General features: G+C 68.8%; 23 protein-coding genes and 1 pseudogene. 10 read left to right on the forward strand and 14 right to left on the reverse strand.

Annotated features, from left to right (window positions below):
* The first annotated feature begins 567 nt into the window (after positions 1-567).
* Entirely contained in the window at positions 568-714 is a 147-nt protein-coding gene (locus OG574_RS46035; RefSeq protein ID WP_326778146.1) for a hypothetical protein, read from the forward strand.
* Positions 715-908: 194 nt separating this feature from the next.
* Here OG574_RS46035 and OG574_RS46040 read toward each other — a convergent pair whose 3' ends face one another.
* Positions 909-2,366 (reverse strand): multicopper oxidase family protein, encoded by a 1,458-nt coding sequence (locus OG574_RS46040; RefSeq protein ID WP_326778147.1) that lies wholly within the window; start codon positions 2,364-2,366, stop codon positions 909-911.
* 331 nt (positions 2,367-2,697) lie between these two features.
* On the opposite strand from OG574_RS46040, the gene OG574_RS46045 reads away from it, so the two are divergent.
* Together OG574_RS46045 and OG574_RS46050 are read left to right on the forward strand one after the other, a co-directional pair.
* Entirely contained in the window at positions 2,698-3,384 is a 687-nt protein-coding gene (locus OG574_RS46045) for a helix-turn-helix domain-containing protein (RefSeq protein ID WP_326778148.1), read from the forward strand.
* A 79-nt stretch (positions 3,385-3,463) separates the two neighbouring features.
* On the forward strand, positions 3,464-4,108 hold the full coding sequence (locus OG574_RS46050; protein ID WP_326778149.1) for an alpha/beta hydrolase: 645 nt from the start codon (positions 3,464-3,466) through the stop codon (positions 4,106-4,108).
* On the opposite strand, the gene OG574_RS46055 is transcribed toward OG574_RS46050, so the two are convergent.
* Both OG574_RS46055 and OG574_RS46060 read right to left on the reverse strand, forming a co-directional pair.
* A complete protein-coding gene (locus tag OG574_RS46055) occupies positions 4,083-4,661 on the reverse strand; it encodes a SpoIIE family protein phosphatase (protein ID WP_442816955.1) in 579 nt (192 codons plus the stop codon). The two genes, OG574_RS46050 and OG574_RS46055, sit on opposite strands and share 26 nt — an antisense overlap.
* Before the next feature lie 515 nt (positions 4,662-5,176).
* The gene (locus OG574_RS46060) at positions 5,177-5,332 is read right to left on the reverse strand and encodes a hypothetical protein (protein ID WP_326778151.1); all 156 of its coding nucleotides are present in this window, start codon (positions 5,330-5,332) and stop codon (positions 5,177-5,179) included.
* A gap of 99 nt (positions 5,333-5,431) precedes the next feature.
* Here OG574_RS46060 and OG574_RS46065 point away from each other — a divergent pair, with 99 nt between their 5' ends.
* Positions 5,432-5,872, forward strand: coding sequence for an SDR family NAD(P)-dependent oxidoreductase (locus OG574_RS46065; protein ID WP_326778829.1), 441 nt, complete (start codon positions 5,432-5,434; stop codon positions 5,870-5,872).
* A 696-nt stretch (positions 5,873-6,568) separates the two neighbouring features.
* Here the strand turns inward: OG574_RS46065 and OG574_RS46070 are convergent.
* Positions 6,569-7,495 (reverse strand): NmrA family NAD(P)-binding protein, encoded by a 927-nt coding sequence (locus OG574_RS46070; RefSeq protein WP_326778152.1) that lies wholly within the window; start codon positions 7,493-7,495, stop codon positions 6,569-6,571.
* A 143-nt stretch (positions 7,496-7,638) separates the two neighbouring features.
* Here OG574_RS46070 and OG574_RS46075 point away from each other — a divergent pair, with 143 nt between their 5' ends.
* Positions 7,639-7,836, forward strand: coding sequence for a recombinase family protein (locus tag OG574_RS46075; protein ID WP_442816907.1), 198 nt, complete (start codon positions 7,639-7,641; stop codon positions 7,834-7,836).
* Between the two features lie 238 nt (positions 7,837-8,074).
* Complete coding sequence (locus OG574_RS46080; RefSeq protein WP_326778153.1) at positions 8,075-8,824, forward strand: SDR family NAD(P)-dependent oxidoreductase; 750 nt, start codon at positions 8,075-8,077, stop codon at positions 8,822-8,824.
* A 107-nt stretch (positions 8,825-8,931) separates the two neighbouring features.
* Here the strand turns inward: OG574_RS46080 and OG574_RS46085 are convergent, their stop codons facing one another.
* Positions 8,932-9,867 carry a GlxA family transcriptional regulator gene (locus tag OG574_RS46085; protein ID WP_326778154.1) on the reverse strand — a complete coding sequence of 312 codons (936 nt, stop codon included), beginning with the start codon at positions 9,865-9,867 and terminating at the stop codon, positions 8,932-8,934.
* 72 nt (positions 9,868-9,939) lie between these two features.
* Here OG574_RS46085 and OG574_RS46090 point away from each other — a divergent pair, with 72 nt between their 5' ends.
* Positions 9,940-10,275 carry a cupin domain-containing protein gene (locus OG574_RS46090; RefSeq protein ID WP_326778155.1) on the forward strand — a complete coding sequence of 112 codons (336 nt, stop codon included), beginning with the start codon at positions 9,940-9,942 and terminating at the stop codon, positions 10,273-10,275.
* Between the two features lie 12 nt (positions 10,276-10,287).
* Here the strand turns inward: OG574_RS46090 and OG574_RS46095 are convergent.
* Positions 10,288-10,634, reverse strand: a pseudogene (locus OG574_RS46095) (transposase); the annotation flags it as partial.
* A 117-nt stretch (positions 10,635-10,751) separates the two neighbouring features.
* Complete coding sequence (locus tag OG574_RS46100) at positions 10,752-11,939, reverse strand: UDP-N-acetylglucosamine--N-acetylmuramyl-(pentapeptide) pyrophosphoryl-undecaprenol N-acetylglucosamine transferase (RefSeq protein ID WP_326778156.1); 1,188 nt, start codon at positions 11,937-11,939, stop codon at positions 10,752-10,754.
* Between the two features lie 182 nt (positions 11,940-12,121).
* On the opposite strand from OG574_RS46100, the gene OG574_RS46105 reads away from it, so the two are divergent.
* A complete protein-coding gene (locus tag OG574_RS46105) occupies positions 12,122-12,745 on the forward strand; it encodes a hypothetical protein (RefSeq protein WP_326778830.1) in 624 nt (207 codons plus the stop codon).
* A 54-nt stretch (positions 12,746-12,799) separates the two neighbouring features.
* On the opposite strand, the gene OG574_RS46110 is transcribed toward OG574_RS46105, so the two are convergent.
* From OG574_RS46110 to OG574_RS46130, 5 genes are all read right to left on the reverse strand, one after another.
* Positions 12,800-13,021 (reverse strand): hypothetical protein, encoded by a 222-nt coding sequence (locus OG574_RS46110; protein WP_326778157.1) that lies wholly within the window; start codon positions 13,019-13,021, stop codon positions 12,800-12,802.
* Between the two features lie 384 nt (positions 13,022-13,405).
* Positions 13,406-14,578 (reverse strand): RNA-guided endonuclease InsQ/TnpB family protein, encoded by a 1,173-nt coding sequence (locus OG574_RS46115; protein ID WP_326778158.1) that lies wholly within the window; start codon positions 14,576-14,578, stop codon positions 13,406-13,408.
* Between the two features lie 323 nt (positions 14,579-14,901).
* A complete protein-coding gene (locus OG574_RS46120) occupies positions 14,902-15,603 on the reverse strand; it encodes a GntR family transcriptional regulator (protein ID WP_326778159.1) in 702 nt (233 codons plus the stop codon).
* Positions 15,604-15,640: 37 nt separating this feature from the next.
* Positions 15,641-16,408: a maleate cis-trans isomerase family protein gene (locus OG574_RS46125; protein WP_326778160.1), complete on the reverse strand. Its 768-nt coding sequence runs from the start codon at positions 16,406-16,408 to the stop codon at positions 15,641-15,643.
* A 146-nt stretch (positions 16,409-16,554) separates the two neighbouring features.
* The gene (locus tag OG574_RS46130; protein WP_326778161.1) at positions 16,555-17,439 is read right to left on the reverse strand and encodes a maleate cis-trans isomerase family protein; all 885 of its coding nucleotides are present in this window, start codon (positions 17,437-17,439) and stop codon (positions 16,555-16,557) included.
* 468 nt (positions 17,440-17,907) lie between these two features.
* Between OG574_RS46130 and OG574_RS46135 the strand changes: the two genes are divergently transcribed.
* Together OG574_RS46135 and OG574_RS46140 are read left to right on the forward strand one after the other, a co-directional pair.
* On the forward strand, positions 17,908-18,924 hold the full coding sequence (locus OG574_RS46135) for a D-2-hydroxyacid dehydrogenase (protein WP_442816908.1): 1,017 nt from the start codon (positions 17,908-17,910) through the stop codon (positions 18,922-18,924).
* A complete protein-coding gene (locus OG574_RS46140; RefSeq protein ID WP_326778162.1) occupies positions 18,921-20,357 on the forward strand; it encodes an amidase in 1,437 nt (478 codons plus the stop codon). The genes OG574_RS46135 and OG574_RS46140 overlap by 4 nt, the downstream gene beginning before the upstream one ends.
* A 121-nt stretch (positions 20,358-20,478) precedes the next feature.
* On the opposite strand, the gene OG574_RS46145 is transcribed toward OG574_RS46140, so the two are convergent.
* Entirely contained in the window at positions 20,479-20,997 is a 519-nt protein-coding gene (locus OG574_RS46145; protein ID WP_326778163.1) for a DUF3830 family protein, read from the reverse strand.
* 71 nt (positions 20,998-21,068) lie between these two features.
* Entirely contained in the window at positions 21,069-22,571 is a 1,503-nt protein-coding gene (locus OG574_RS46150; protein WP_442816909.1) for an NAD-dependent succinate-semialdehyde dehydrogenase, read from the reverse strand.
* Positions 22,572-22,720: the final 149 nt, after the last annotated feature.

A 22,720-nucleotide genomic window follows, 5' to 3' on the forward strand; every position in this document is an offset into this window, starting at 1 on the left:
TCGGGCAGGACGGTGGCGTCCCGCCGGCCTGGCTCCCAACCCGCTCGCGTTCCTCGATTCTGCGCAATGCCGTAACTACTCACCGAGCGAGAGCAAAGATCCTCCCGCGGGAACCGCACTGCTCGGCGGGCTTCCGCGCTGCCACGAATTCCCGACAGCAACCCACCGAGGAAGGCCGGAGGCCAAGACCATCCCTGCGCCTCCCGACCCCGGTTCTCCGGTGAGGGCATAGGCGCCCCTCATCGCCCGCCTTCGGCGGGACGCAGCGATACGCCTGGCCACGTGCCCCCTCTGGCCCTGCCGACCTCATCGCCGCCACACCGCCAGCTTGAATGACTACGAGGGCGGCTGGAACACCTGCGGCAGCGGGACCCTGCGGGTCTCCCCGCCTCACGCCCGCCGCAACGGCGGCGTGAGGCGGGACTGGGTCAGACGACGCCTCGTTCATCACCGGCCGGACCATCCAGGCCGACGGCGGCTGGTTCTGACCAGGAAACACCGTGGGTCATACAGCCGCACAGCCATGGCGCGCCCATCTGGTGATTCGTGGACTGGAGCCGGCTGGCCGTGGCAGTGCCCGTCGGCGTCGGCATCGCCGCCATCTTGACGGCGTTGGGCATCGCGCTCATCGAGCGGCGTACCGACCGTGGCGCAACAGCGGCCCCGTGCCCGCCCGAAGTCGTCCACGGGCACTGCCATGCCGCCCAAAGCTGAGACTGGTCGGACTCCGACCCGGACAGCGATCCTCGGCTCAGGCTGCACAGACAGCGCCGATCGCGCCTCTTCCACGGCACGCTCGCCCTCGCCTCGACTCGGCTGTGACTCCGTCAGCGGCTCCGTTCCGAAGCCTTGCGCCTGCCGGGAGGTAGTCTCTGGGCCGCGTCGAGCGCCGTCACCGCATCGGCTCGTTACTTGACGATCTCCAGCACCGCCATCATGCCCGCGTCCTCATGGTTGAGGATGTGGCAGTGAAGCACGGTCTTGCCGGTGTAGTTCCTGAATTGGGTCCGGAGGACGAGCTTCCCCTTGGCGGGCACGCTCGCCGTGTCCTGCAAGCCGTGGCCGTGGTGCGGTCGGCCGTTGATGCTCATCAACTGGAATTTGTTGACGTGCACGTGGAACGAGTGTTCCTCGTTGCTGTCGTTACGCACGGTCCACTCCTCGACCGTGTTCAGCTTGGACCGGACGTCCACCCGGTTCGGGTCGAACTGCTTGCCGTTGATGTAGAACTTGCTGCCGTCCTTGTTCTCGGAGAACGCGAGGGTGCGCCGGGCGGCGATCGCCGAGTGGCTCAGGTCCGTGACCGGCGCGAAGGCTGAGGTGGGCAGGGCCGCCGGGTGCGCGGAAGGTCCTTCGGAGACCAGGGTGGCCAGGGTCGCCTGTGGGAACTTGTTGCCGGCCGGCCCGGTGTTGTACGCGAGCGTCTGCAGCTGGGTACGGCCGGTCGGACCGCCTTGTACGAGCACGTCGAAGCGCGCGCCTGCCGCGAGCAGGAGCGAGTCGGCCGTCCAGATCCGGTCGACGGGGGTGCCGTCGTGGGCGATCACATGGAACCGCTGACCCTGCAGGTGGATGTTGTAGTAGATGTTGGCGCTGATGTTGGCCAGCCGCCACAGCTGGGTCTCACCCGGCCGGATGCGGATGGTCGGGTTCAGCTGACCGTTGACGGTGCGATTGGTGGACGCGCCGATGTGCAGGTTCTGGGTCCTGACCGCATCACCCTGGACCTGGAAGTCCTTGAGCCCGATGACGTGCTCGGTGATGTGGCGCAGCTTCGCCGGGAGGTACTCCTGCAGCCCGTCGACGATCAGGACGCCCGACATGCCCCCGGCGACCTGCGGTGCCGAGATCGAGTGTGCATGTGAGTGGTACCAGTAGGTGCCGGGCCGCAGGGTGTTCGGAAACTGGTAAGCGTAGTGAAACGTCTGGCCGGGATCGATATGGACGAAGATGTTGTCGGAGTTGCCGCTCGGCGACACATGAAGTCCATGAACATGCAGATTGGTGAACTCGTTCAGCGAGTTCTTCATCGACAGGTCCACCTTGTCCCCCGGCCGGATGCGCAGCGTGGGAGGCATGTAACTGCCGTTGTAGGTGAGGGCCCACAGCTTGCGGCCGCCCACCTCGACCTTTCGCCTCTCCACGACGAGTTCCACCCGCAGGACCCCGTTGCGGCTCACGAGCTGCGCCGGCTCCTTCAGCGGCGCGCCCTGCGCAACCGCAGGTGACTGCAAGGGGACAGCCACCGGCTGCTCCTGCGCCGGTTCCCGCTCCGGCGACTGCTCGCCGGAACAGCCACCGACCAGGAGGGCGATGACGACAACGACGGCAGTGGCCAGTTCGGGCAGCTTGAACCGAGACCGCATTACCTCTCCACTCCTGGGACTCCCACATCGCACGTAGCTCACTCCCAGCAAGCACGTGATCCCGCCTGTGCGCTACCCCGGTGGAGCGTTCGCGCGACACAGCCACCCCCGATGTACGGACGTCGCCCGGCTGCGGGCGCGGACGACGGTCCACTGGGGTGTGGGCATTCCTGTGGTTGGGATCCGCCGAATCCGGAGGATGCGGAGACCCCGGGCCTGATCAACCGCGGATGCCGGGCAAACCGAGTGCATCCGCAAGATCCATCCACGCCACAGGGTTGTTCTCGCCGCCGCGTCTAAAACTGACCGACGGTATTGACGGTTGGGTCTCATGTGCCGAGGAGATCTGCATGATGACCGAACCGAGCTATCGAGGCGTGCGAGGCACCGGTTGGCGGCGCTGCGCCATGTGGAGAAGGTGAGCGGCAGCGTTGCCGCCACCTGTCGCTACTCCGGCATCAGCCGCCAGTGCTACTACATCTGGCTGCGGCGCTACGAGGCGGAGGGTGCCGAGGGATTGAGGGACCGCTCCAGCGCGCCGCACCAAACGCCGCATGCCACCCAGGCAGACATCGTGGAGAAGAACCTCTGGCTGCGGCAGCAGTACCACTTCGATCCGGCCAAGATCGCGATGTACCTGCAGCGCTATCACGACGTCAAGGTCAGTGCGTCCGGTGTCTGGCGCATCCTGCGGAAGGTGGGCCTCAACCGGCTGCCGGCCTCCCAGCGCTACAAGCGCCGCTCCACCCGCTGGAAGCGGTACGAGAAGCAGCGCCCCGGCCACCAGCTGCAGGTAGACGTCAACCATCGCCCCACAGCGCCCTCACTGGCCAGACACTCTACGAACGCCTCCGACGGAAGGATCAGAACTCACTGTCATGAACCTCCGTCAGGTGCACACCTAGCGCCTGTTGGCTTGCCCCGTTCCTATCCGGCATGGTGGGTGTGTATCCGTCCCAGCCTGGCCGCACCTGCGCGTCAGCCTCACCGCCGCGGAGGTGGGGCCGTGTTTCGATGACCGGTCCATACGAGTCTGGATAAGGTCATTCGGCCCGTGATCCGAATACTGCACCCCGCCGACGAAAGAAGACGCTGAGATGTCTGTGCATGTGATCGTGCTGCCCGGAGGCGGCTACGCGGTGCACGCCGCGCACGAGGCGGAGCCAATCGTTGGTTGGCTCGAAGGGCTGGGTGTGTCGGCGAGCGTTTTCCGGTATCCGCTCAACACTCGGCATCCCGCACCGCTCGCAGCACTTCGTACCGAGATCCAGCGCCTGCGGGACAAGGGGGCCGAAACGATCGGAGTCGTGGGCTTCTCCGCCGGTGGGCACCTCGGCGGCCTCGCAGCCCTCACTCCGAACGCTGACGAGCGGACATCGGTTCAGTTCGCCGTCCTCGGGTATGCGATCACGTCGATGGAGACCGAGACGTATCGGCCCGCGCAGGACATTCTATTGGGCGAGAACGCATCGCCGGAGCTGCGCCGATCGACCTCGCTGGATGCGCTGGTCACTCCGTCGTCTCCGCCGTTCTTCCTGTGGCACACGGCGGAGGATCCTTATGTTCCGCCTGAGCACACCTATCGTCTCGCGATGGCCTTGGCCGCTTTCGATGTGCCCCACACGGTGCACGTCTTCCCTCACGGCCCCCACAGCCTGGGCCTTGCTCACGGGGCGGGAGAGGCATCGACATGGACACGCTCCGCCGCGTCGTGGATCAGCGAGCAGACTCGATCCGCATAGGAAGTATGGGAGTGCCAGGTGCTGCCCTCCCTGTCTGCATGGCAGGTTGGGGCGACGGCCCTTCATCGGCCAGGTGGGAATTGCTCCCCGAACATCGGCGATCCACTCGCAGACTCGGTTCGGGTTGCTTCGTCCTCCCATACGTCCCCGTGCTCGGCGAGCTTGTTCCTTCACCGATGTCCAGCATCCAGATGCCACGGGGCCGTCGGTACAGAGGGCGAGGACGGTGCCGTGCGGCAGGCTGAACTCGGCTGTATCGAAGGGGGAGTGGCGGCGCCAAGTGGGAGTTGACGGGAAGGCCGAGCACGTAGCTGATTCCGCCGGGCGGGAGTATGACGGGCGGAAGCTGGCCGGCAGTATTGGCCTGGCGCATGCGGCTCACCGGGTCGTAGACGATGCAGAGGCAGGTGGCGTGGAAGCCGTCCCCCAGCCCGCTGACGATTTCGTTTAGGTGGAAGAAGAGCTCATCCAAGGGCTGCTCGAGATCGAGGAGCGTACGGCCCGCTGTGCGCAGCCGACCCATCGTGACGGCCGCTGACAGACCGTTTCCCATCACGTCCCCGGTCACCAGAGCGACCTGCTCGGCCGACAGCGGGATGACGTCGTACCAGTCGCCGCCGACAGCCGTGCCTTCACCGGCGGGCTGATAGCGGGCGGCGGTGGTCACAGCGGGCAGGAGCTCCGCCCCTAGCTGTCGCCGCGGTTACCGAGTATCAGGTCGCCCGGATTGCATCGGGCATCGGGTGGCGGCCGTGGGCGGCCCAGACCGCTTCGATGGGTCGGGTCTACTGGTCGGCCAAGCTGGCCTGCGGGTTGAACACGGGGTTGCCTGCCGCGGCGGCCACCTCGTCCTGAGAGACGTCCCAGTGCTCTACCACCAGGCCGGTGAAGCGGAAGATGCCATCCGAGGAGGTGTGTGTCGAACCTGCAGGAGTGCCCGCCGTGGACCATGAGCAGGTCACCCTCGGTGGTGATCGCTCCTGGCTCGTAGCGGGTGGCGTCGGGCGGGCAATAGGTGTGGCCGGGGGCGACGCTCTGAACTGGTGGCCCGGTGGTGAGGGGTGTGGGTCAGGCGGAGTGGCTGCAGAGTTTGTCGACGTACGTGCGCACATCCACATCGGGCAGCGTCCAGGGCAGGAAGATGACCCGGTAGACGACGGGGGCGGCCACCTGGTCGATGACGTCGTCGCCGCTGAAGGTGCTGCTGGCCCGGGGTGCAGCCAAGGTGTATGCGGGCGTCCGCAGCCCCGAGGGCTTTCGGGAGCCGGGGTCGAGGCGTTGCGTCTCGATGTCGCCGATGCGGACCAGATCGCGGCTGCGGCGGTGGCGGCGTCCGACGCGACCATCGTCATCAACAACGCTGGTATCCAGGCCGGGCCGGCCCTGTTGGAGGGGTCTTTGGAGGGTGCTCGGCGCGAGCTGGAGGTGAACTATCTGGGTGCCTGGGCGGTCTCGCGGGCTTTCGCGCCGGTGCTCGCGGCCAACGGGGGCGGAGCCCTGGTGAACATGCTGTCGGTGGCGTCGTGGCGGGTGAACAATCGGTGGCCCAGTTACGCGGCATCGAAGGCTGCCGAGTGGTCGCTGACCAATGCCTTGCGCGTTGGTCTGCGACAGCAGGGAACACTTGTTGTCGGGGTGCATGTAGGGCCCTGTAGACACAGACGCCACCGCGAGTGTCAACGTTCCGAAAGTGCCGGCTGCGGAAGTGGCGGCGCAGACCATGGACGAGATCAGCCGCGACGTGACCGAGGTATTGGTCGATGAGGCTTCCCGCCGCGTGCGCGCGGCGTTGTCCGGCCCCGTGGAGCTCCTGGAACCAGAGCGCTGAGCGGTAACGGAGAGGCAGAGCTGCCTGCGATGTCGTCGTCCGCGGGGCGGGGCGATCGGTTCTGCGCAGCCGGGCTCGTACGGCCGGCGCGGGGGGCTCCGGGCTGTGGGCCTGGAGCTCGAGAATCGGTCCACCCCAGCGCCTCCCAGCTGGTTGTGATGCTGACGTCGTTGATGCGGATCGGGGCGATCATGCGCTCCCGGGATCCGGCCCATCACGGGCCGTCTCTACCGTGGCCTTCACATACGGCTTGCGGTTGGGGGAGGTGCCCAGCGCCAAACTCATCAGCGCGGCCAAGTGTTCTGTACACGATCACGACGCCCCGCGCGGATCACTGCGTACTCCCGGTTCTGTCGGCGCCGAGCAGCACAACCCCCACGACCACAGCGCAACAGCAAGAAGAGGAGGAGTTACCCGGCCGCCACCCACGGCATCGAAGAAGGCTACGCGACATCTGGCTGATGGCTGGGGGACTCACTCGGGGATGTCAGCCCCTTCGGCGAGGGTGCGGGACACGGTGGCGATCGAGGCCTCGGCCCGTCATCAGGACGGTGAAGGCGTGTGCACCCTCGGGAACCGTCGTGGGCTTCCTCAACGAGGTGGCATAGCTGTCTCAGCTGGCGTCCCAGGGCCTACCCCTTCCCAGCCCGCAGTCCCGGTGTAGCTTCGACGAGGCTGTCGAAGCCCGATGGCGGGCGGCCCAGGAGTTCCGTCACATCGTTGGTGCTCCGGTCGTAACGGTTCTCCCTGTGCAGGCGGGCCATCGTGGAGATGTGGGCAAAGACATGCGGCGTCAGGCCCAGCGGCTTGAGGTCGCGCTCAACCCATTCGTCGTACGGCACGTCGAGGTACGTCACGGTGCGTCCCAGCGCATCGGAGAACTCGGCGGCGATCATGGTCATGTCGCGGGAGGCGGCGCCGGTCAGTTCGTAGACCCGGCCGACCGGTGGTGAAGGGTCGAGCAGCAGTCGGGTGACCACCTCAGCCACGTCGCGGGTGGCCACCGGCGAGGTGCGTGCGGTGCCGAAGGGGAGGCGGATGGTGTTGTCGCGTCGGATGGAGGCCACGGCGAGCATGCCGAAGAGTGGGTTCTCCATGAACACCGTCGGCCGGATGTGGACGACGGGCAGCCCGGACCAGTTGAGGACGTGTTCGGAGAGCCAGTGCAGCCGCTGCTGGCTCGACTCCGTGCTGCTGGTGAGGTTCATCTGAGAAACGGTCATCTGTGAGATGTTCACCAGCAGTTCGAGCTGACCGCTCTCAAGGCCCGCTGCCGCCACGGTTGCCGTGGCCTCCAGATAGTCGGCCGAAGGACTCATCCCGAAGTAGGCTCTGCGGCATCCCTCCAGGGCCGCCACCACGTCCGTTCCACGCGTGAGATCACCGACCACCACCTCGACGCCGCTGATGGCCCGCAGAGCGGCGGCACGGTCGTCGTCGTGGTGCACCAGGGCTCGCACCGGCACCCCGTGTTCGCGCAACTCCCTGACGACCTTCCCACCCACACCCCCGATGCCACCGGCGGCACCGGTGACCAGGATCGGATCAGCACTCGGCAAGGTGCCCTCCCGCAGTCGACAACTCGTTCCGTCTATCTATGGCACGCGGACCGCCCCCCTGCGCGCGCCGGCCGCGGGGGCCACCCGTCAGGAGTAGCCGCCTTGGGCGGTCGACGCCGCAGATGTCGGGCCCGGTACCGCCAGTGCACGCGTCACTCGACACCACCACGCCCAGCGGCCGTCCGGTGTTCCACGTGTTCGCGGCGCTCGCGGAGTTCATCCGCGAACTGATCGTGCAGGGCACCCACGAGGGCCTGGAGGCGGCGTGGGCCCGCGGCGAACGGATCGGCCGGCCGGCCGCCACGGCGGAGGCCCCGGACTCCAGGCACCGCTCAGCTTGAAAGTCAGAGCCCTCCCGTTGGCTGATCCAGAGGTCGAAACTCCGCAGGCGAGTACCCCTCCGGTGCAGCGCGCCGCTTAGGGTTTTTACTAATATGTACAAATCGAACTAGACCATGCAGTCCGTGAGGTAGGACGGCGGAGGACTCCGCCGTCGGTGAGGTCGTAGTTGCCGCATACCGGCGCGCTGGGCCCTCGGTCGGCCTCTGGCCGAGCTGCCGCAAGGGAGATGTGGACATCATGGGACAGCTTGATGGCAAGATCAGTCTGGTGACTGGTGGCTCGACCGGGATCGGTCTGGCTATAGCCCGTCGGTTCGTCGCCGAGGGCGCCACCGTGTACCTCACAGGCCGGCGCAAACCCGAACTTGATGCGGCTGTCGAAACCCTCGGGGGACGGGCCATCGGCATACAAAGCGATGTCTCGCATCTCGACGCTCTGGATGAGTTGTTCGCGATCATCCAGGGCGGTAGCGGACGCCTGGATATCGTCGTCGCCAACGCCGGCGGCGGCGAGCTGGCTCGACTGGGAGAGATCACCGAGGAGCAGTACCGTTCAACCTTCGACATCAACGTCAAGGGGACGATCTTCACAGTTCAGAAGGCACTCCCGTTGCTGCCGGACGGGGCCTCAGTCATCGTGCTCTCGTCCACCAACGCGTCGATGGGCGTCCAGGCCATGACGGTCTACAGTGCCACCAAGGCCGCCATCCGCAACCTGGCCCGCACCTGGGCCGCCGAACTCGCGGGGCGCGGCATCCGTGTCAATGCCCTCAGCCCGGGACCGATAGAGACCCCGGGCATCCGCGGGCTGGGCAGCCCGGCAAAGGGCGAACAGCAGTTGGCGGACCGTCTCGCCGACGAGATTCCCCTCGGCAGGATAGGACGCCCCGACGAAGTCGCCGCCATGGCCGTCTTTCTCGCCTCTGACCAGAGTTCCTTCACCACGGGAGCCGAACTCTTCGTTGACGGCGGCCTTGTCCAGGTCTGAATGCGGCCGCCCTATGCCGGCATGGCCGCGATGAGAGGCCGGACGATGGCTTGGCCCACCAGCCGGCGGTAGTTATTCACGGGTTTTCTTAGGGCCTGTCCGGCGGATCACGGGACCCGGAACGCTCGCCGGTAGGCGCCCGGGGTCGTGCCTATCTCGGAGCGGAAGCGGCGGCGCAGGTTGACCGCGGAGGTGAGGCCGACGCGGGCTGCGATTGCCTCGACCGGCAATTCCGTCTCCTCCAGCAGGGTGCGGGCTGCGGCCACCCGACGGGAGAGCAACCATGCACCCGGGCTCGTGTCGAGCTGGTGGGCGAAGCGTCGGGCCAGGGTGCGGGGCGATACGCCGAGGTACGCGGCCAGGTCGTCTACCGACAGCGGTGTGTCGAGGCGCTCGTCAGCCCATTTGAGCAGGCTGTTGAGCGCATTCCCGGGCGGTGGGGGCGGCGCGTGCGGAGCCTGACCGGCCTCGCGGTGCGGCGGCAGCACCATGTGCCGCGTGAGCAGAGCGGCGTACGCGGCCCCATGATCCTTCCGGACCAGATGCAGGCACAGGTCGAACCCCGCGCCCGCGCCTGCGCTGGTGGCGACGTCACCGTGATCCACGTAAAGCCTGTCCGGCTCCACGCGCACCCGGGGGAACTCACGCCGGAGTTGCTCGGCACGCGCCCAGTGCGTGGTGGCCGAGCGGCCGTCCAGCAGTCCCGTGCGGGCCAGCGCGAACACCCCAGAACAGATCGTGACCAGCCGCGCCCCACGCGCGTGCGCCCGCCTCAGCGCGCGGCGCACGACATCTGTGAGCGGCGCGTCCACCGGCAGCCAGCCCGGGATGATCACGGTGTCCGCGGTCTCGAGCGCCGATAGGCCCTGCGACACGGACATCGCGTACCCGCCCGTGGTCGGCACTGAGCCGGGCGTCTCCGTGCACGATTCGAATTCGTAGTGCTGCGGCACCCCGGGCCGCTTGGTGCCGAAGACCTCGACGGCGCAGCCGAGCTCGAAGACCGACTGCACCGGCCGTACCAGGGCCACCACGCGATGCATGGCAGGAAAGTACCCCATGATGTCATCGGAGTCTCTGTCCTGCCACGGCCCGCGCACGGCACTGTTGCAGGCATGCACCCTGAGATCCTCGCGCAGGAGGGTTACACCTCCGTCTCTGTCGACGAAGCCCCGGTCCGTGAGCTGTTCCCCGGGATCCGGCTGCGTCCCCTGTGGCGAGGACCGGCCGGCGCGCACGCCAACGTGCTGGAGATGGAGGCGGGTACCTCCTGGCCGCGCCGCGACGTCCACGAGCCCGGCCCGGAGGAGGTCTACGTAGTTGCCGGCACCTTCAACGACGGAGCACGCGACTACCCTGCTGGCACGTTCCTGCACGCCCCGGCCGGGTCGTGGCACGTGCCCTCGACCACCACCGGCTGCACGCTGTTCCTCTTCTACCCAGAGGGCTAGCGGTCCGCCGGATCATGGGCGGAGCCAGAGTCGGATCGCGGTAACGGTGACGGTGCCGTGGAACATGTAGGCGCGCTTGTCGAACCTCGTAGCTACGGCCCTGAAGTTCTTGAGGGCGTTGATCGTTCGCTCGACTTCGTTCCTGCGCTTGTAGATCGTCTTGTCGAAGCCAGCAGGTCGGCCGCCCTTGCTTCAGCGGTGCCTGCGGTTGGCCCGCTGGTTCTGCGGCTCGGGATGGTGTGCTTGATCTGGCGCCGTCGCAGGTAGCGGCGGTTGCGGCGCGAAGAATAGGTTTTGTCGCCGCCGAGATGGTCGGGCCGGGTGCGCGGGTGGCCGCCACCCAGCCGGTCCACGCGGATGCATCCTCCAGGGCGAGACCCTCGCGGCGATGCACTACAGCCGGGACATCAGCAGGCTGGGAGACCGCGACAACTGGACCCGGGCCACCTCCACCGGCAGCCCCTGACCAGGTACCGCTATCTGGCGGAGCGTGCGGCGTCCAGCAGTACGTCGACGAGCTGCTCCGCCGCATCGGGCCGCCCGTGCTCGCGGGCGGCCTGCGCCATGGCCGCCCGCCGTTCCGGGTCCGTCAGCAGCGGGCCGAGCGCGTCCGTCAGCCGGTCCGCGCTGACCTCACCGACGAGCGCGACGGCCGCGCCGGCCTCCTCCAAGTGCCGGGCATTGTGGGCCTGTTCGTTGCCCGCCGATGAGGCGAGCGGAACGAACACGGCAGGCTTGCCGAGCGCGGTGAGTTCCGCGAGGGTTCCGGCCCCGCTGCGGGACACGACGACATCGGCCAGGGCCAGCACGTCCGGCAGCTCCGACCCGACGAACCCGGTCAGGTAGTACCGCCCGGCCAGGTGGACCGGCAGGCGGGCCGCGTTGCCACGCAGCCCTTCGACGTTGGCCGGTCCGCACTGGTGCACCACGTTGGCTCGTTCCAGCAGCCACGCCAGCGCGTCACGCACCACGTCATTGATCTGCTGCGCACCTTGGGCACCGCCGGTGACGTAGACGGTGGGCAGGCGCCGGTCGAAGCCGGTGAGGCCCAGGGCGGCGACGGCCTTGTCCGCGTTTCCCGTGAGGACCTCTGGCCGCACAGGGTTACCCGTGACGACAGCGGAGGCGCGCACGGTCTCGGGCAGCAGTGCGAGGGACGACTCCGACGACAGCGCGATGCGCGTTGCCGAGGCGGCGAGCTTGCGGTTCGCCAGGCCCAGGCGCACCGTCTGCTCGTGGAGCACGAGAGGACGGCGGCAGAGGCGGGCGGCAAGTCCGGCAGGGACGGCGACGTACCCGCCTGTGGCGAGGACGACGTCCGGCTCGAACTCGGAGATCTTCGAGCGGGCTTGAGCGACGCCGAGCGGGACGCGGGCCATGTCCTTGACGTTCGCGGGGCCGAGCATCTTGAGCGGGTTCGAGGAACGGCGGATCTTGCCCGTAGCGACCGTGGTGAACGGAATGCCCTCGGCCGGAGCGACCCGAGCCTCGAGCCCCTCCGCCGTGCCGATCCACAGCACATCGAGACCGCGGCCCTCACCTGCGAGCCGGTCCCGCAGCGCGCGGATGGCCGTGAGTGCCGGGTAGGTATGACCACCCGTTCCGCCGCCGGTGACGAGGAGGCGGAACGGCGTGTGCGGAGCGCGGCTGGTGTCGCTGGTCACGAGACGTCCAATCTGGCTGCGTAGGGCATCGCCCGTCGTGCCCTCAACTCCCGCCGACGAAAGGCGGTCTGCGAGGTGCAGCCTTCCATACCGGTGCCATACCGCTCTTGCTCCCGTTCGACCGCACCTGTAGGCATCGTCCCGAAAGGATAAGTAGGGTCGTCGGCGTGCACGATGTGCGGGTGGTATTGATCGGCGGGACGTCGAACGTCGGAAAGTCGACCGTTGCCCATGCGGTGGCGGAGAAGCTCGGGTTCGAGTGCCTGACCACTGACGGGCTGGCGCGGCACCCCGGGCGACCTTGGAGAACCCCGGAGTGGGAGGTGCCGGCACACGTCGCCGAGCACTACGGATCACTCACGGTTGACGAACTGATCACGTCCGTTCTCGGCCACTACGATCGGCTGTGGCCCCGCATCGTAGAGCTGATCACGACCTATGCGGCTGAGGGCCATGGCAGGACGGGCCTGGTCATGGAGGGGTCGGCGCTCTGGCCCGTCCGCGTCGCGAGGCTGCAGGTCCCGCGCACGGCCGCCGTGTGGCTCACCACGGACGACACCGTGGTGAGCGCACGCGTTCATGCAGCGGGCCGCTATGAAGCAGCAACAGACGCAGAACGGCGTCTGATGGACAAGTTCCTGGCCCGTACGGAGCGTTACCAGACACTCATGATCGATGCCCTCGACAGGTTGGGTATGGATCGCATCGACGCGGGTGGCGGACGGTCCGTTGAAGAGCTGGCTGACATGGTGCTCGCTGCAGTAGACGCGCAGAACGCGGTGGGGCGGTCATCCTTCGGTCGGTGACCAGTCGTCGCGGCTCACCTATGGCAGAGCCCGACGCCAAGCCCTCGGTGGTCGTCACGAGGGGCGCAGCTCAGCGTGTGAAGGAATGCGGGTAGGGCCGTGCGGGTGCTCGGTCAGCTCTCGGGAGGCTCGCGCGTGGGGCCGCCGGAGCAGGTCGCGATGCCGTCGCGAGATGGTGTCCGGACGGACGAGCAGCCGCAGCCGGCGCAGCACTGCACGGGGCAGCGGGGCCAGGAGCGCGGCGAGGACGACCCGGTCTACGGGGGTGAACTTCAACTCTTGACGAGCCGAGTTGGTGCTCGAGGACGGCGAGCTGGTGGCGTAGGGCGAGGATTTCGGTGACCTTGGCGTGGTCACTCGTGCGCGGCAGGCGCAGGGCGGCGAAGAGGTGAGCAGCGGTCAGGTAGGTGAGACGGAGCAGCACGAGTGACCAGCCTGCCGTGCCGTGCGATCGACGCCATGACTGCGGTGACCCACTCGGACGTAATTGTCGGCACACACAACCTCGACACCGTGGCCGCTGAGCACAACAGCCGCCCGCGCAAGACGCTCGGCGGGGAAACCCCAGCCGAGCGCCTGTGTCAACTACCCGGTCGTGAAACGACCGGGCTTGCTGCTCGAGTCATCACTGGCTGTGATGGGTTCGGCTGCGTCCAGGACTCACGCGATGAGGGTGAGTTCAGGGGCCGTTGACTGAGCCCCGCAGACCCACACCATCCAGCCGCGTTGGCGGATGTTGTGGGACGCGTTGTGGTCCGCGTGCTCAACGAAGCCGCAGACCCGGCACGAGAAAACAGCCTGGGAGGGCCGGTTGCCGCGTTCGGTGTGATGGCACTTCGAGCATTCCTGGCTGGTGTAGGCCGGATCGACGTAGACGACCGGTAATCCGGCCTTCTTCGCTTTGTAGGCGATGAACGAGCCGAGCTGGGCGAAGGGCCAGGAGTGGAGCGTGGTGCGTTGGGGCTTTCTCAGCCGTGCCCGCTCGCGGATGCCCGTGAGTGTCTCCAGGGCGATCCCGCGACCGGTGCGTTCAGCCTCCGCCACGATCCGTTTGCTGATCTTGTGGTTGATGTCCTTGGCGCGCCGGGCTTCCCTGCCCGCGTACTTCTTCGCCCGCCGCTTGGCTGACTTGGTGTTCTTCTTCTGCAGCTTGGACCGCAGCTTGCGATCCTGTTCCCGCTTGCTGTTGATCCGCCTGCCGCAGTGGCGCTCGCCGTCGGAAGTGGCCGCGATGTTCACGATCCCCAGGTCGACGCCGAGGAACCCGACCGGATGCGTGTTCAGATCCCCCTCGGGGATCTCGCAGGTCGCGATCAAGAACCACTTCCCGCTCTGGCACACCAGGTCGGACTCACCCTTGCGGTGCGCAGCCAGGACCTCCAGCTGCCCGGCCTGCCCGGTGAACGCCACGCCCTTCAGCCGGCCAGCCGTGGTCCAGATCGATACCGTGCGTGCCTGGTGCTGCCAGGACAGCATCCGGTCGTCGTAAGGCTGCGCAGCCTCGGGCCGGAAGACCACCGGCTTGCCCGAGGCCCGGGCATGACGCCTGGAACCGGGCCGCCCGTACCGGCCGTTACGCAGGTTCGCCTTCAAGGTGGTGTAGGCGTCGCAGGATTTCTTGATGGCGTGCTGGGCGGCCTGCGCGCCCAGCCCCCACCTCTCCCGGATCTCGGCATAGGCGTGCTTGCGGAGCTCCAGCGGACGTCGCGCGTTTTCCTCGAAAGCAACCCCGGCCGCCCAGGTCGCCGCTTGATTGCAAGCATGCAGGGTCGCCTCAAGTGCCGCCGCCTGTACGGGCGTCGGCAGCAGCTTCACCCGCACCACCAGCTTCACGATCAGCGAACCTATACACCTGGACGAAGACCCACCACACGTTCGCCCCACCTCACCCGAACGAGCGAAACCCGCCCCAGCCCTGACCGCACACACCGCCGTAGCCCGGCTCCGCCGGAACGCCCCGGGCCGCTCCACGGCCGTCATGGCCTGCGGCACGTCACGGCGACGCTCCGCGTCGCACCCCGTGGATGCGATTCCTCCCGGGCGTGAACGCCCAGGGTTCCTCGCAAGAATCCGCTGAACTTCTCGCCACCACACGTCAGTGATCACGTGTTGCGACGATCCCTGGAATTCGCCCTGTGCCGGGGCCTCCTCGTGTATCAGCCTGCCGCCGCGTCCGCGGTGGCGGATTCCGGCGCCCGGTCCGGCCCCGTCAGGCGGTGGACCGCGTCCTGCATGTGGTCGTCGAGCAGTGCGAGGAGCCGGGACTCCTCCTGGTCGCGGAGTGCCTCGATGAGGCCCGCGTGCTCCTCGACCAGGGCGTCGGGGTCCGGGTGGTCCTCGGTGAGGGCCGACAGACACATACGGGTCTCCACGAAGAGGGTTTGCGCGATCCGCTGCAGGCGCGGACTGCCGGACTCCTCGACGAGAGCCTGGTGGAAGTCCATGTCGGCCGCGCTCAAGGCGGCGTAGTTGCCGCGGCGGGCCGCCGCCTTCATGGTGCGGTGCACCTTGGCGAGGCGGTCCGCCGTACGCTGCGGATCTCCCTGCAGCACGAGGCGGCAGGCGGCGGACTCCATGGCGGTGCGGGCGAGGTAGATGTCGCGGACATCGTGCTCGTCCAGCCGTGTCACGAAGACGCCGCGGTGCGGGGCGCTGACGGCGATGCCCTGCTGCACGAGGCGTTGCAGTGCCTCGCGCAGTGGTCCCCGGCTCACGCCGAGCTGGCCCGCCAGCTCGGCCTCGCCCAGCTGGGTGCCCGGGGCGAGGCTGCCATCCATGATCGCTTCGGTGAGCTGGGCGGCGATGATGGTCGCCGCGGGTTCCCGCTTCACCGGTTGCAGAGGTTTCGCAGTGGCCATATTCAGTTCGTTTCCTCGGATCGGCGCGGCCGTCGGCTCAGACGGTCGCGGGGGTGGTATCAGGCTGCCGGGTCAGACGGAAGAGGGATCCGAGTCCCTCGCGCGGCTCCGTGTCGCCCGCGAGACGCAGCCCTTCCCAGGCGGTGACCTGGTTTGCCGTCAGGACGGGCTTGCCGACGGCCTCTTCGAGTTCGTCGAGCCAGGCGGCGCTGTGCAGCGCGGTGTCGGGGAGCAGGATTGCCTCGGCGTCCGGGTGGTCGTTGCTCCTCGTCAGTTCCAGTACCTGTTCGCGGCCCAGCGTACCGACCTCGGCGGCGGTGATGATGCCGCGACCGGAGACCTGTACGACCTCGGCGCCGTGGTGCTCCAGGAACCGCACGAAGTAGTCGGCCACGTCGTCCGGGTAGGTCGCTGCGATGGCCAGGCGGCTCACGCCGAGCGCCTGCACGGCGTGAGCGAAGGCGAACGAGGTGGAGGAGGTGCGCTCCACGGGAAGACCGGCGGCCTCGGCGAGTTCGGCGACCTGCTTGCGGGCGCCTTCAGGACCGAAGATGAAGCTGGCGCTGGTGCACGCCCAGACGACCACGTCCTGCGGCTGCGCGAGGAGCTCGCCGAGGGACGCCTTGAGGCGGTGCGTGGCACCCATCTCCAGGAGGTCGTCCACCCGGTGGGCGTCCGTGCCGATGTCCGTGTGGACGAGGGTCAGCCGGACGTCGCCGCCGATCAGCTGCTCCAGGCGCGGGTAGTCGTCCTCGGCGGAGTATCCGGGGTAGAGGAACCCGACGCGGGCCGTCTTCTCGCTCATGCTTCGGTCGTCCTTTCGTGCCGGTAGTCTACTGCGTAAACAAGCCGGATGTAGATTGTTGACAGTCGGTCATCGGCTGTCGGTACGTGCGAAGAGGTGTGCGCACCGGCGGCGTCTTGCACGGAGGCCGCCGGTGCGGTCGTGCGTCAGCCGAGATCCAGGCTCGTGGCCGGATCGTCCGGCGGCGTCGGCGCTGCGGGCTCCGGGGCGGCGGCGAGCGGGCTCCACTCGACAGCGGCCGACGGGGCGGAAGGCCCGGCGCTCTTGCTGCAGTACGGGGCCAGGGCGGCGCGGGCCGCAGGGTCGATCAGTGACTGGTAGTCGCCCGTCGGCTGCGCGCCCGCGTGGCGCAGCGCCGACCACATGGTGACCTGGTTGGCGGAGATCACCGGGATCCGCAGCTCGGCCTCCAGCTGCGGGATCACGTCGTACGTGGCCAGGTTGGTGCAGCTGATGAAGAGGCAGTCGGCGTCCGTGAGGTCCGCGGACCTGGCCAGCTCCACGACGTCCCGGTAGCCGACCTGCCAGATCTCTCCGGTCAGGCCCATGTACTCGCGGCTGACGACGTCGATGTCCGCCTCGGCCAGGTAGTCCGCCAGGGCGTCGGTCAGCGACTGCGTGTACGGGGTGATCACGCTGACCCGGCGCGCCCCCAGCTCCTGCAGCGCCTCCAGCAGGGCGCCGGAGGTGGTGACGGAGGGCATGCCGCGCCCGGAGCCGCTCATGGAGGCGCACATGGCCCGCTCGTAGGCGATACCGCCGACGAAACTGCCGGAGGTGCAGGCGTATGCGAACGAGACCGGACGTACCGCATCGAGCGCGGTGACGGCGTGCTGGAGCGTCTCGTGCTCGCTGATCAGGCGAGCCATGTCCACGCTGACCTCGACCGGCACATACGGGGTGCGCGTCAGGTGGAGGGAGACCTCCTCGGGGGTCCAGCGCCACAGTTCGCGGTCGAGCGCGAAGTCGAACGGGGCGACTACGCCGATGCCGCGCTGCGGTACAGGTCCGCCGAAGGTCGTGATGTCCAATGCAGAGCCCCTTCGTGGCTGCACGCGTACGGATGCGGTCCGTGCGCCTGAGGTGGACGTGGTGACAAGGTCGTGCTGAAGGGCGGTAGGAAGTGGCCGCCCGGCCCGCGGACGGTGCGGGTTTCGGTCGGTCGGCCTCCGGGTAAGCGAGGTGGACTGTAGATTGTTGACAACGTAAAGACGTGGTGCATAGCGTGTCAATCCCCAGCGGGGAAAGGCTCGTTCCCCGAGGTGAGCGAGCGGGTGGACGGCGGGGGAAGGAACAGCTCCGGCCCCGTCGGGCACCCCGCTCCTTCCATGATCCTTCTTCGTCCGTCGTCCTGCATGCTGCGTCCGTGAACTGCTGCCGATCATGTGGGGACACGCCGTCGTCCGCCCGTATGCCGCCCCCAATCCGTCGGCGTACGTCCCCGTCCGCACCCTGTCCCACCGACCGTCGCCGCAGTGCCGAGCGACCGAAGGACCGCCGTGACGAAGTCCGAGAATTCCCGAGCCCCCCGTGTCCTGGTGCTTGCCGACCAGCGGCCACCCGGCATGGACGACGTGGCCGCCCACGCCGACCTTGTCTGCATCCCCGAGGAGCGGCTGGCTGTAGAACTGCCGCACGCTGACGCGCTGCTGGTCTGGGAGTTCGGCACCGAGGCGCTGCCCGCCGCCTGGCCGGCGCAGGGCGGCCCGCGCTGGGTCCACACCGCCAGCGCCGGAGTGGACCGGCTGATGTTCCCCGCCCTGTGCGACTCCGACGTCCTGCTGACCAACTCGCGTGGCGTCTTCGAGCAGCCCATCGCCGAGTACGTGGCCGGCCAGATCGTCGCCCTCGCCAAGGACTTCAAGGGGACGTACAACCGGCAGCAGGGCCGACTCTGGCAGCACCGGGTCACCGAGCGGGTCTCGGGAACGCGCGCGGTCGTCGTGGGCGGCGGGCCCATCGGGCGGGCCGTCGTGCGCACCCTGCGGGCGCTCGGACTGCGGGCGGACCTGGTGGGGCGCACCCGCAGGGACGACGACCCGGAGGTCGGCACGGTGCACGCCTTCGACGAACTCGACACGCTGCTCCCGGTCGCCGACTGGGTGGTCTGCGCGGCACCGCTGACGGACCAGACCGAGGACATGTTCGACGCGGCGGCGTTCGCGCGGATGAAGCGCGGCGCCCGGTTCCTGAACGTGGGGCGCGGACCGATCGTCGTCGAGAAGGACCTGCTGGCCGCCTTGGAGGAGGGGCAGCTGGGCGGCGCCGCCCTGGACGTGTTCCGGCAGGAGCCGCTGCCCGCCGACAGCCCGATGTGGGACGCGCCCAACCTGCTGGTGTCGCCGCACATGTCGGCCGATACCGACACCTGGCTGGAGGACCTCGCCGAGGTCTTCGCCGACAACTTCGCGCGCTGGCGCTCCGGCCGCCCGCTGCGCAACGTCGTGGACAAGGAACTGGGCTACGTACCGGTCTCGGCCGGCGCGCAGACCGCATCCCAGGAGGGAACCCGATGAGCACCTCGTCTCCCCAGGAGCCGTACGCGCTGACCGCCACCGAACTGCTCACCGCGTACGAGAGCGGCGAGCTGTCCCCGGTGGAGGCCACCGCCTCCGTGCTGGACCGCATCGAGGCGGTCGACAGCAAGCTGAACGCCTTCTGCCTGGTCGACCGGGACGAGGCACTCGCCCAGGCGCGCGCGAGCGAGGAGCGGCGCGGCAGCGGCGAGCCGCTCGGCCTGCTCGACGGCGTGCCGACGTCCATCAAGGACCTGCTGTACACCAAGGGCCGCCCCACGCTGCGCGGTTCGCTGAGCATCTCGGGCGACCGCGAGTGGGACGAGGACGCGCCGTGCGTGGCGCGGATGCGGGAGCAGGGTGCGGTGTTCGTCGGCAAGACGACGACCCCGGAGTTCGGCTGGAAGGGCGTCACCGACAACCCGCTGACCGGTGTGACCCGCAACCCGTGGGACCCGTCGACCACATCGGGCGGCTCCTCCGGCGGCAGCGCCGCCGCGGTCGCCGCGGGCATGGCGCCGCTCTCGGTGGGCACGGACGGTGGCGGCTCGGTACGCATCCCGGCCGCGTTCTGCGGCATCTTCGGCATGAAGCCGACGTACGGGCGGATCCCGCTGTACCCGGCGAGCCCGTTCGGCACCCTCGCACACGCCGGGCCGATGACCCGCACCGTCGAGGACGCGGCGCTCCTGATGGACGTCGTCACCGGCTTCGACAGCCGCGACTGGTCGGCCCTCGAGGCGCCGCGCGGCAGCTACCGCGTCGCCGTCGCCGAGGCGCTCGCCCGGGGCTCCCTGAGCGGGCTGCGGATCGCATACGCGCCGACGTTCGCGGGCGCCCCCGTGGACCCGCAGGTCGCCGAGCGCGTCGCCGCTGTGGCCCGTCTGCTTGCCGAGCTCGGCGCCGACGTGGAGGAGGCCGACCCGGGCTTCGACGACCCGGTCGAGGCTTACCACACGCTGTGGTTCTCGGGCGCGGCCAAGGTCGTCGAGAACCTGCGTCCGGAGCAGTTCGCCCAACTCGACGCGGGCCTCCAGGAGGTGTGCCGCGAGGGCGCCGCCAAGAGCGCGCTCGACTACCTGGGCGCGGTCGACACCCGGATGGCGCTCGGCGTGCAGATGGGCCGCTTCCACGAGAAGTACGACCTGCTGCTGACGCCGGCCATTCCGATCCCCGCGTTCGAGGCGGGCGTCGAGGTGCCACCGGGCGGCGAGCACAAGCGCTGGACGGGCTGGACACCGTTCACCTACCCGTTCAACCTGACGCAGCAGCCGGCCGCCTCGGTGCCCTGCGGCGTGACGGCCGCGGGCCTGCCGGTGGGCGCCCAGCTGGTGGCGGCCCGACACGGCGACGAGCTGGTGCTGCGTGCCTCGGCGGTCCTGCACGCCGCGCTGCGGGACGCGGGTGTGGTGGACTTCGCGCCGGTCGGCTGACACGAGGCCGCACGAAGGGGCGGGCCCGGGATGTCGTCCCGGGCCCGCCCCTTCGTGTGCTGTCCTGCTGTGCCCGGCGCTGCGCCGTTGAAGCGCCGGGCACAGCACGTGTGGTGCTGCGTCAGGCGCGCTTGAACTGCAGCGACTCGCCGAGTGCGCCCGCCCGCCACAGGTCCTGCGATGCCTCGGCGAGGCGGTCCAGGCCTTCGATGATCGTGCCCCAGACGATGCCGGGGACCCAGCCCTGGTCTCCGTTGATGAGCAGGTTGTTGCGCTCGTAGAACAGGGCCAGGTCCACGACGATGTCGCGCTCGGCGTGCGCGGCCTTGGCGTCCTGCTGGTCGGCGGCGGCCTCGTAGCCGTACGAGGCCGTGCTCATCTGGGTGTTGGAGAAGGTGAAGTAGCAGAGGTCACCCGGGATGGGGGTGATCGTGGGGTTCTCCAGCGGGGGCTCCTGCGGGGCGAAGGCGGGGACGAGGGTGTAGATCTCGTTGCGCGCGTACTTCGCGTGGTAGACGTCGCTGCCCAGCGGCAGGGCGTTCCAGATCGCCTCGCAGGTGATCGGGGCGCGGTCGTCGAGCAGCTTCGCGGTGGCGGTGACGCCGCGCTTGGGCAGGGAAACCTCGATGAAGCGGTCCATGAGTGGGGTGGCTCCGGTCTGTTCGTCGCTCAGCAGGATTGCGGGTGGGGCAGGTGGTGCGTGGGGTGGCGTCAGCCGAGCGGCATCGCCAGGTAGCGGGTCTCCAGGAACTCGTCGAGACCGATGCGGCCGCCCTCGCGGCCGAGGCCGGAGGCCTTGACGCCGCCGAACGGTGCGGCCGGGTTGGACACGACGCCCTTGTTGAGGCCGATCATGCCGGTGTCCAGCTTCTCGGAGATCCGGAAGGCGCGCTCCAGGTTCTCGGTGAAGAGGTAGGAGACCAGGCCGTACTCGGTGTCGTTGGCCGCGGCGATCACCTCGTCCTCGTCGGCGAAGGTGAGGATCGGGGCGACCGGGCCGAAGATCTCCTGGCTCATCAGGGCCGACTCGGGGGAGACGCCGGTGAGCACGGTGGGGGCGTAGAAGTAGCCCTCGCCCTCGGCGTGCCCGCCGCCGGTGAGGACCTTCGCGCCGCGCTTGACGGCGTCCGCGACCAGCTCGTCGACCTTGCTGCGGCCGGCCTCGTCGATCAGCGGGCCGACCTCGGTGCCGGTCTCGGTGCCGCGGCCCACGGTCAGCGCGCCCATGCGGGAGGCGAGGCGCTCGGCGAACTCGACGGCGACGGACTCGTGCACGTACATGCGGTTGGCGGCGGTGCACGCCTCGCCGATGTTGCGCATCTTGGCGGCCATGGCGCCCTCGACGGCCTTGCCGAGGTCGGCGTCGGCGCAGACGATGAACGGCGCGTTGCCGCCCAGCTCCAGGGAGACGCGCAGGACCTGCTCGGCGCTCTGCTCCAGAAGGAGGCGGCCGACCTGCGTGGATCCGGTGAACGACAGCTTGCGGATGACGCCGCCGCGCAGCAGCGGCTCGACGACCTCGCCGGGGCGGGAGGTGGTCAGCACGTTGAGGACGCCCTCGGGCACGCCGGCCTCGACCATGATCTCGGCGAGCTTCAGCATGGTCAGCGGCGTCTGCTCGGCGGGCTTCACGATCATCGTGCAGCCGGCGGCGATGGCCGGGCCGATCTTGCGGGTGCCCATGGCGAGCGGGAAGTTCCACGGCGTGATGAGCAGCACCGGGCCGACCGGGCGCTTCATGACGACGAAGCGGTCCTTGCCGTCGGGGGAGGTCTGGTAGCCGCCCTCGACACGAACGGCCTCCTCGGCGAACCAGCGGAAGAACTCGGCGGCGTACGCCACTTCGCCGCGCGCCTCGGCCAGCGGCTTACCCATCTCCAGGGTCATCAAGAGGGCGAGCTCCTCCTGGCGCTGCATCAGGAGCTCGTAGCCACGGCGCAGGATCTCGCTGCGCTCGCGGGGGGCGGTGGCCGCCCACTTCTCCTGCGCGGCGGCGGCCGCCTCGACGGCGGCTCGCGCGTCCTCGGCGCCGGCGTCGGCCACGGTGCGCAGCTCACGGGCACGCGAGGGGTCCTCGACGCCGAAGGTCGCACCGGAGGCCGCCGGGCGCCAGCTGCCGCCGATGAACAGACCGTCGGGCACGGACGCGACGACGGACTCTTCCTGCTGCAGGCGCTGCTCCTGCTGTGTCTGCTGCTCGGTACCTGCGCTCACTACAACTCCCGGCTCGATTTGTTGTGCTCCCGGCCAGATCACTCGTGGACAGCCGTGGAATTGCATGCTTGCATGAGTGTAGGTTGTTGACAATCCTACGAAGCGGCCTGATGTTGATCTCCATAGATCCGCAGGTCGGCGACGCGGTC

The sequence above is a fragment of the Streptomyces sp. NBC_01445 genome (assembly GCF_035918235.1).
Lineage (GTDB): Bacteria > Actinomycetota > Actinomycetes > Streptomycetales > Streptomycetaceae > Streptomyces.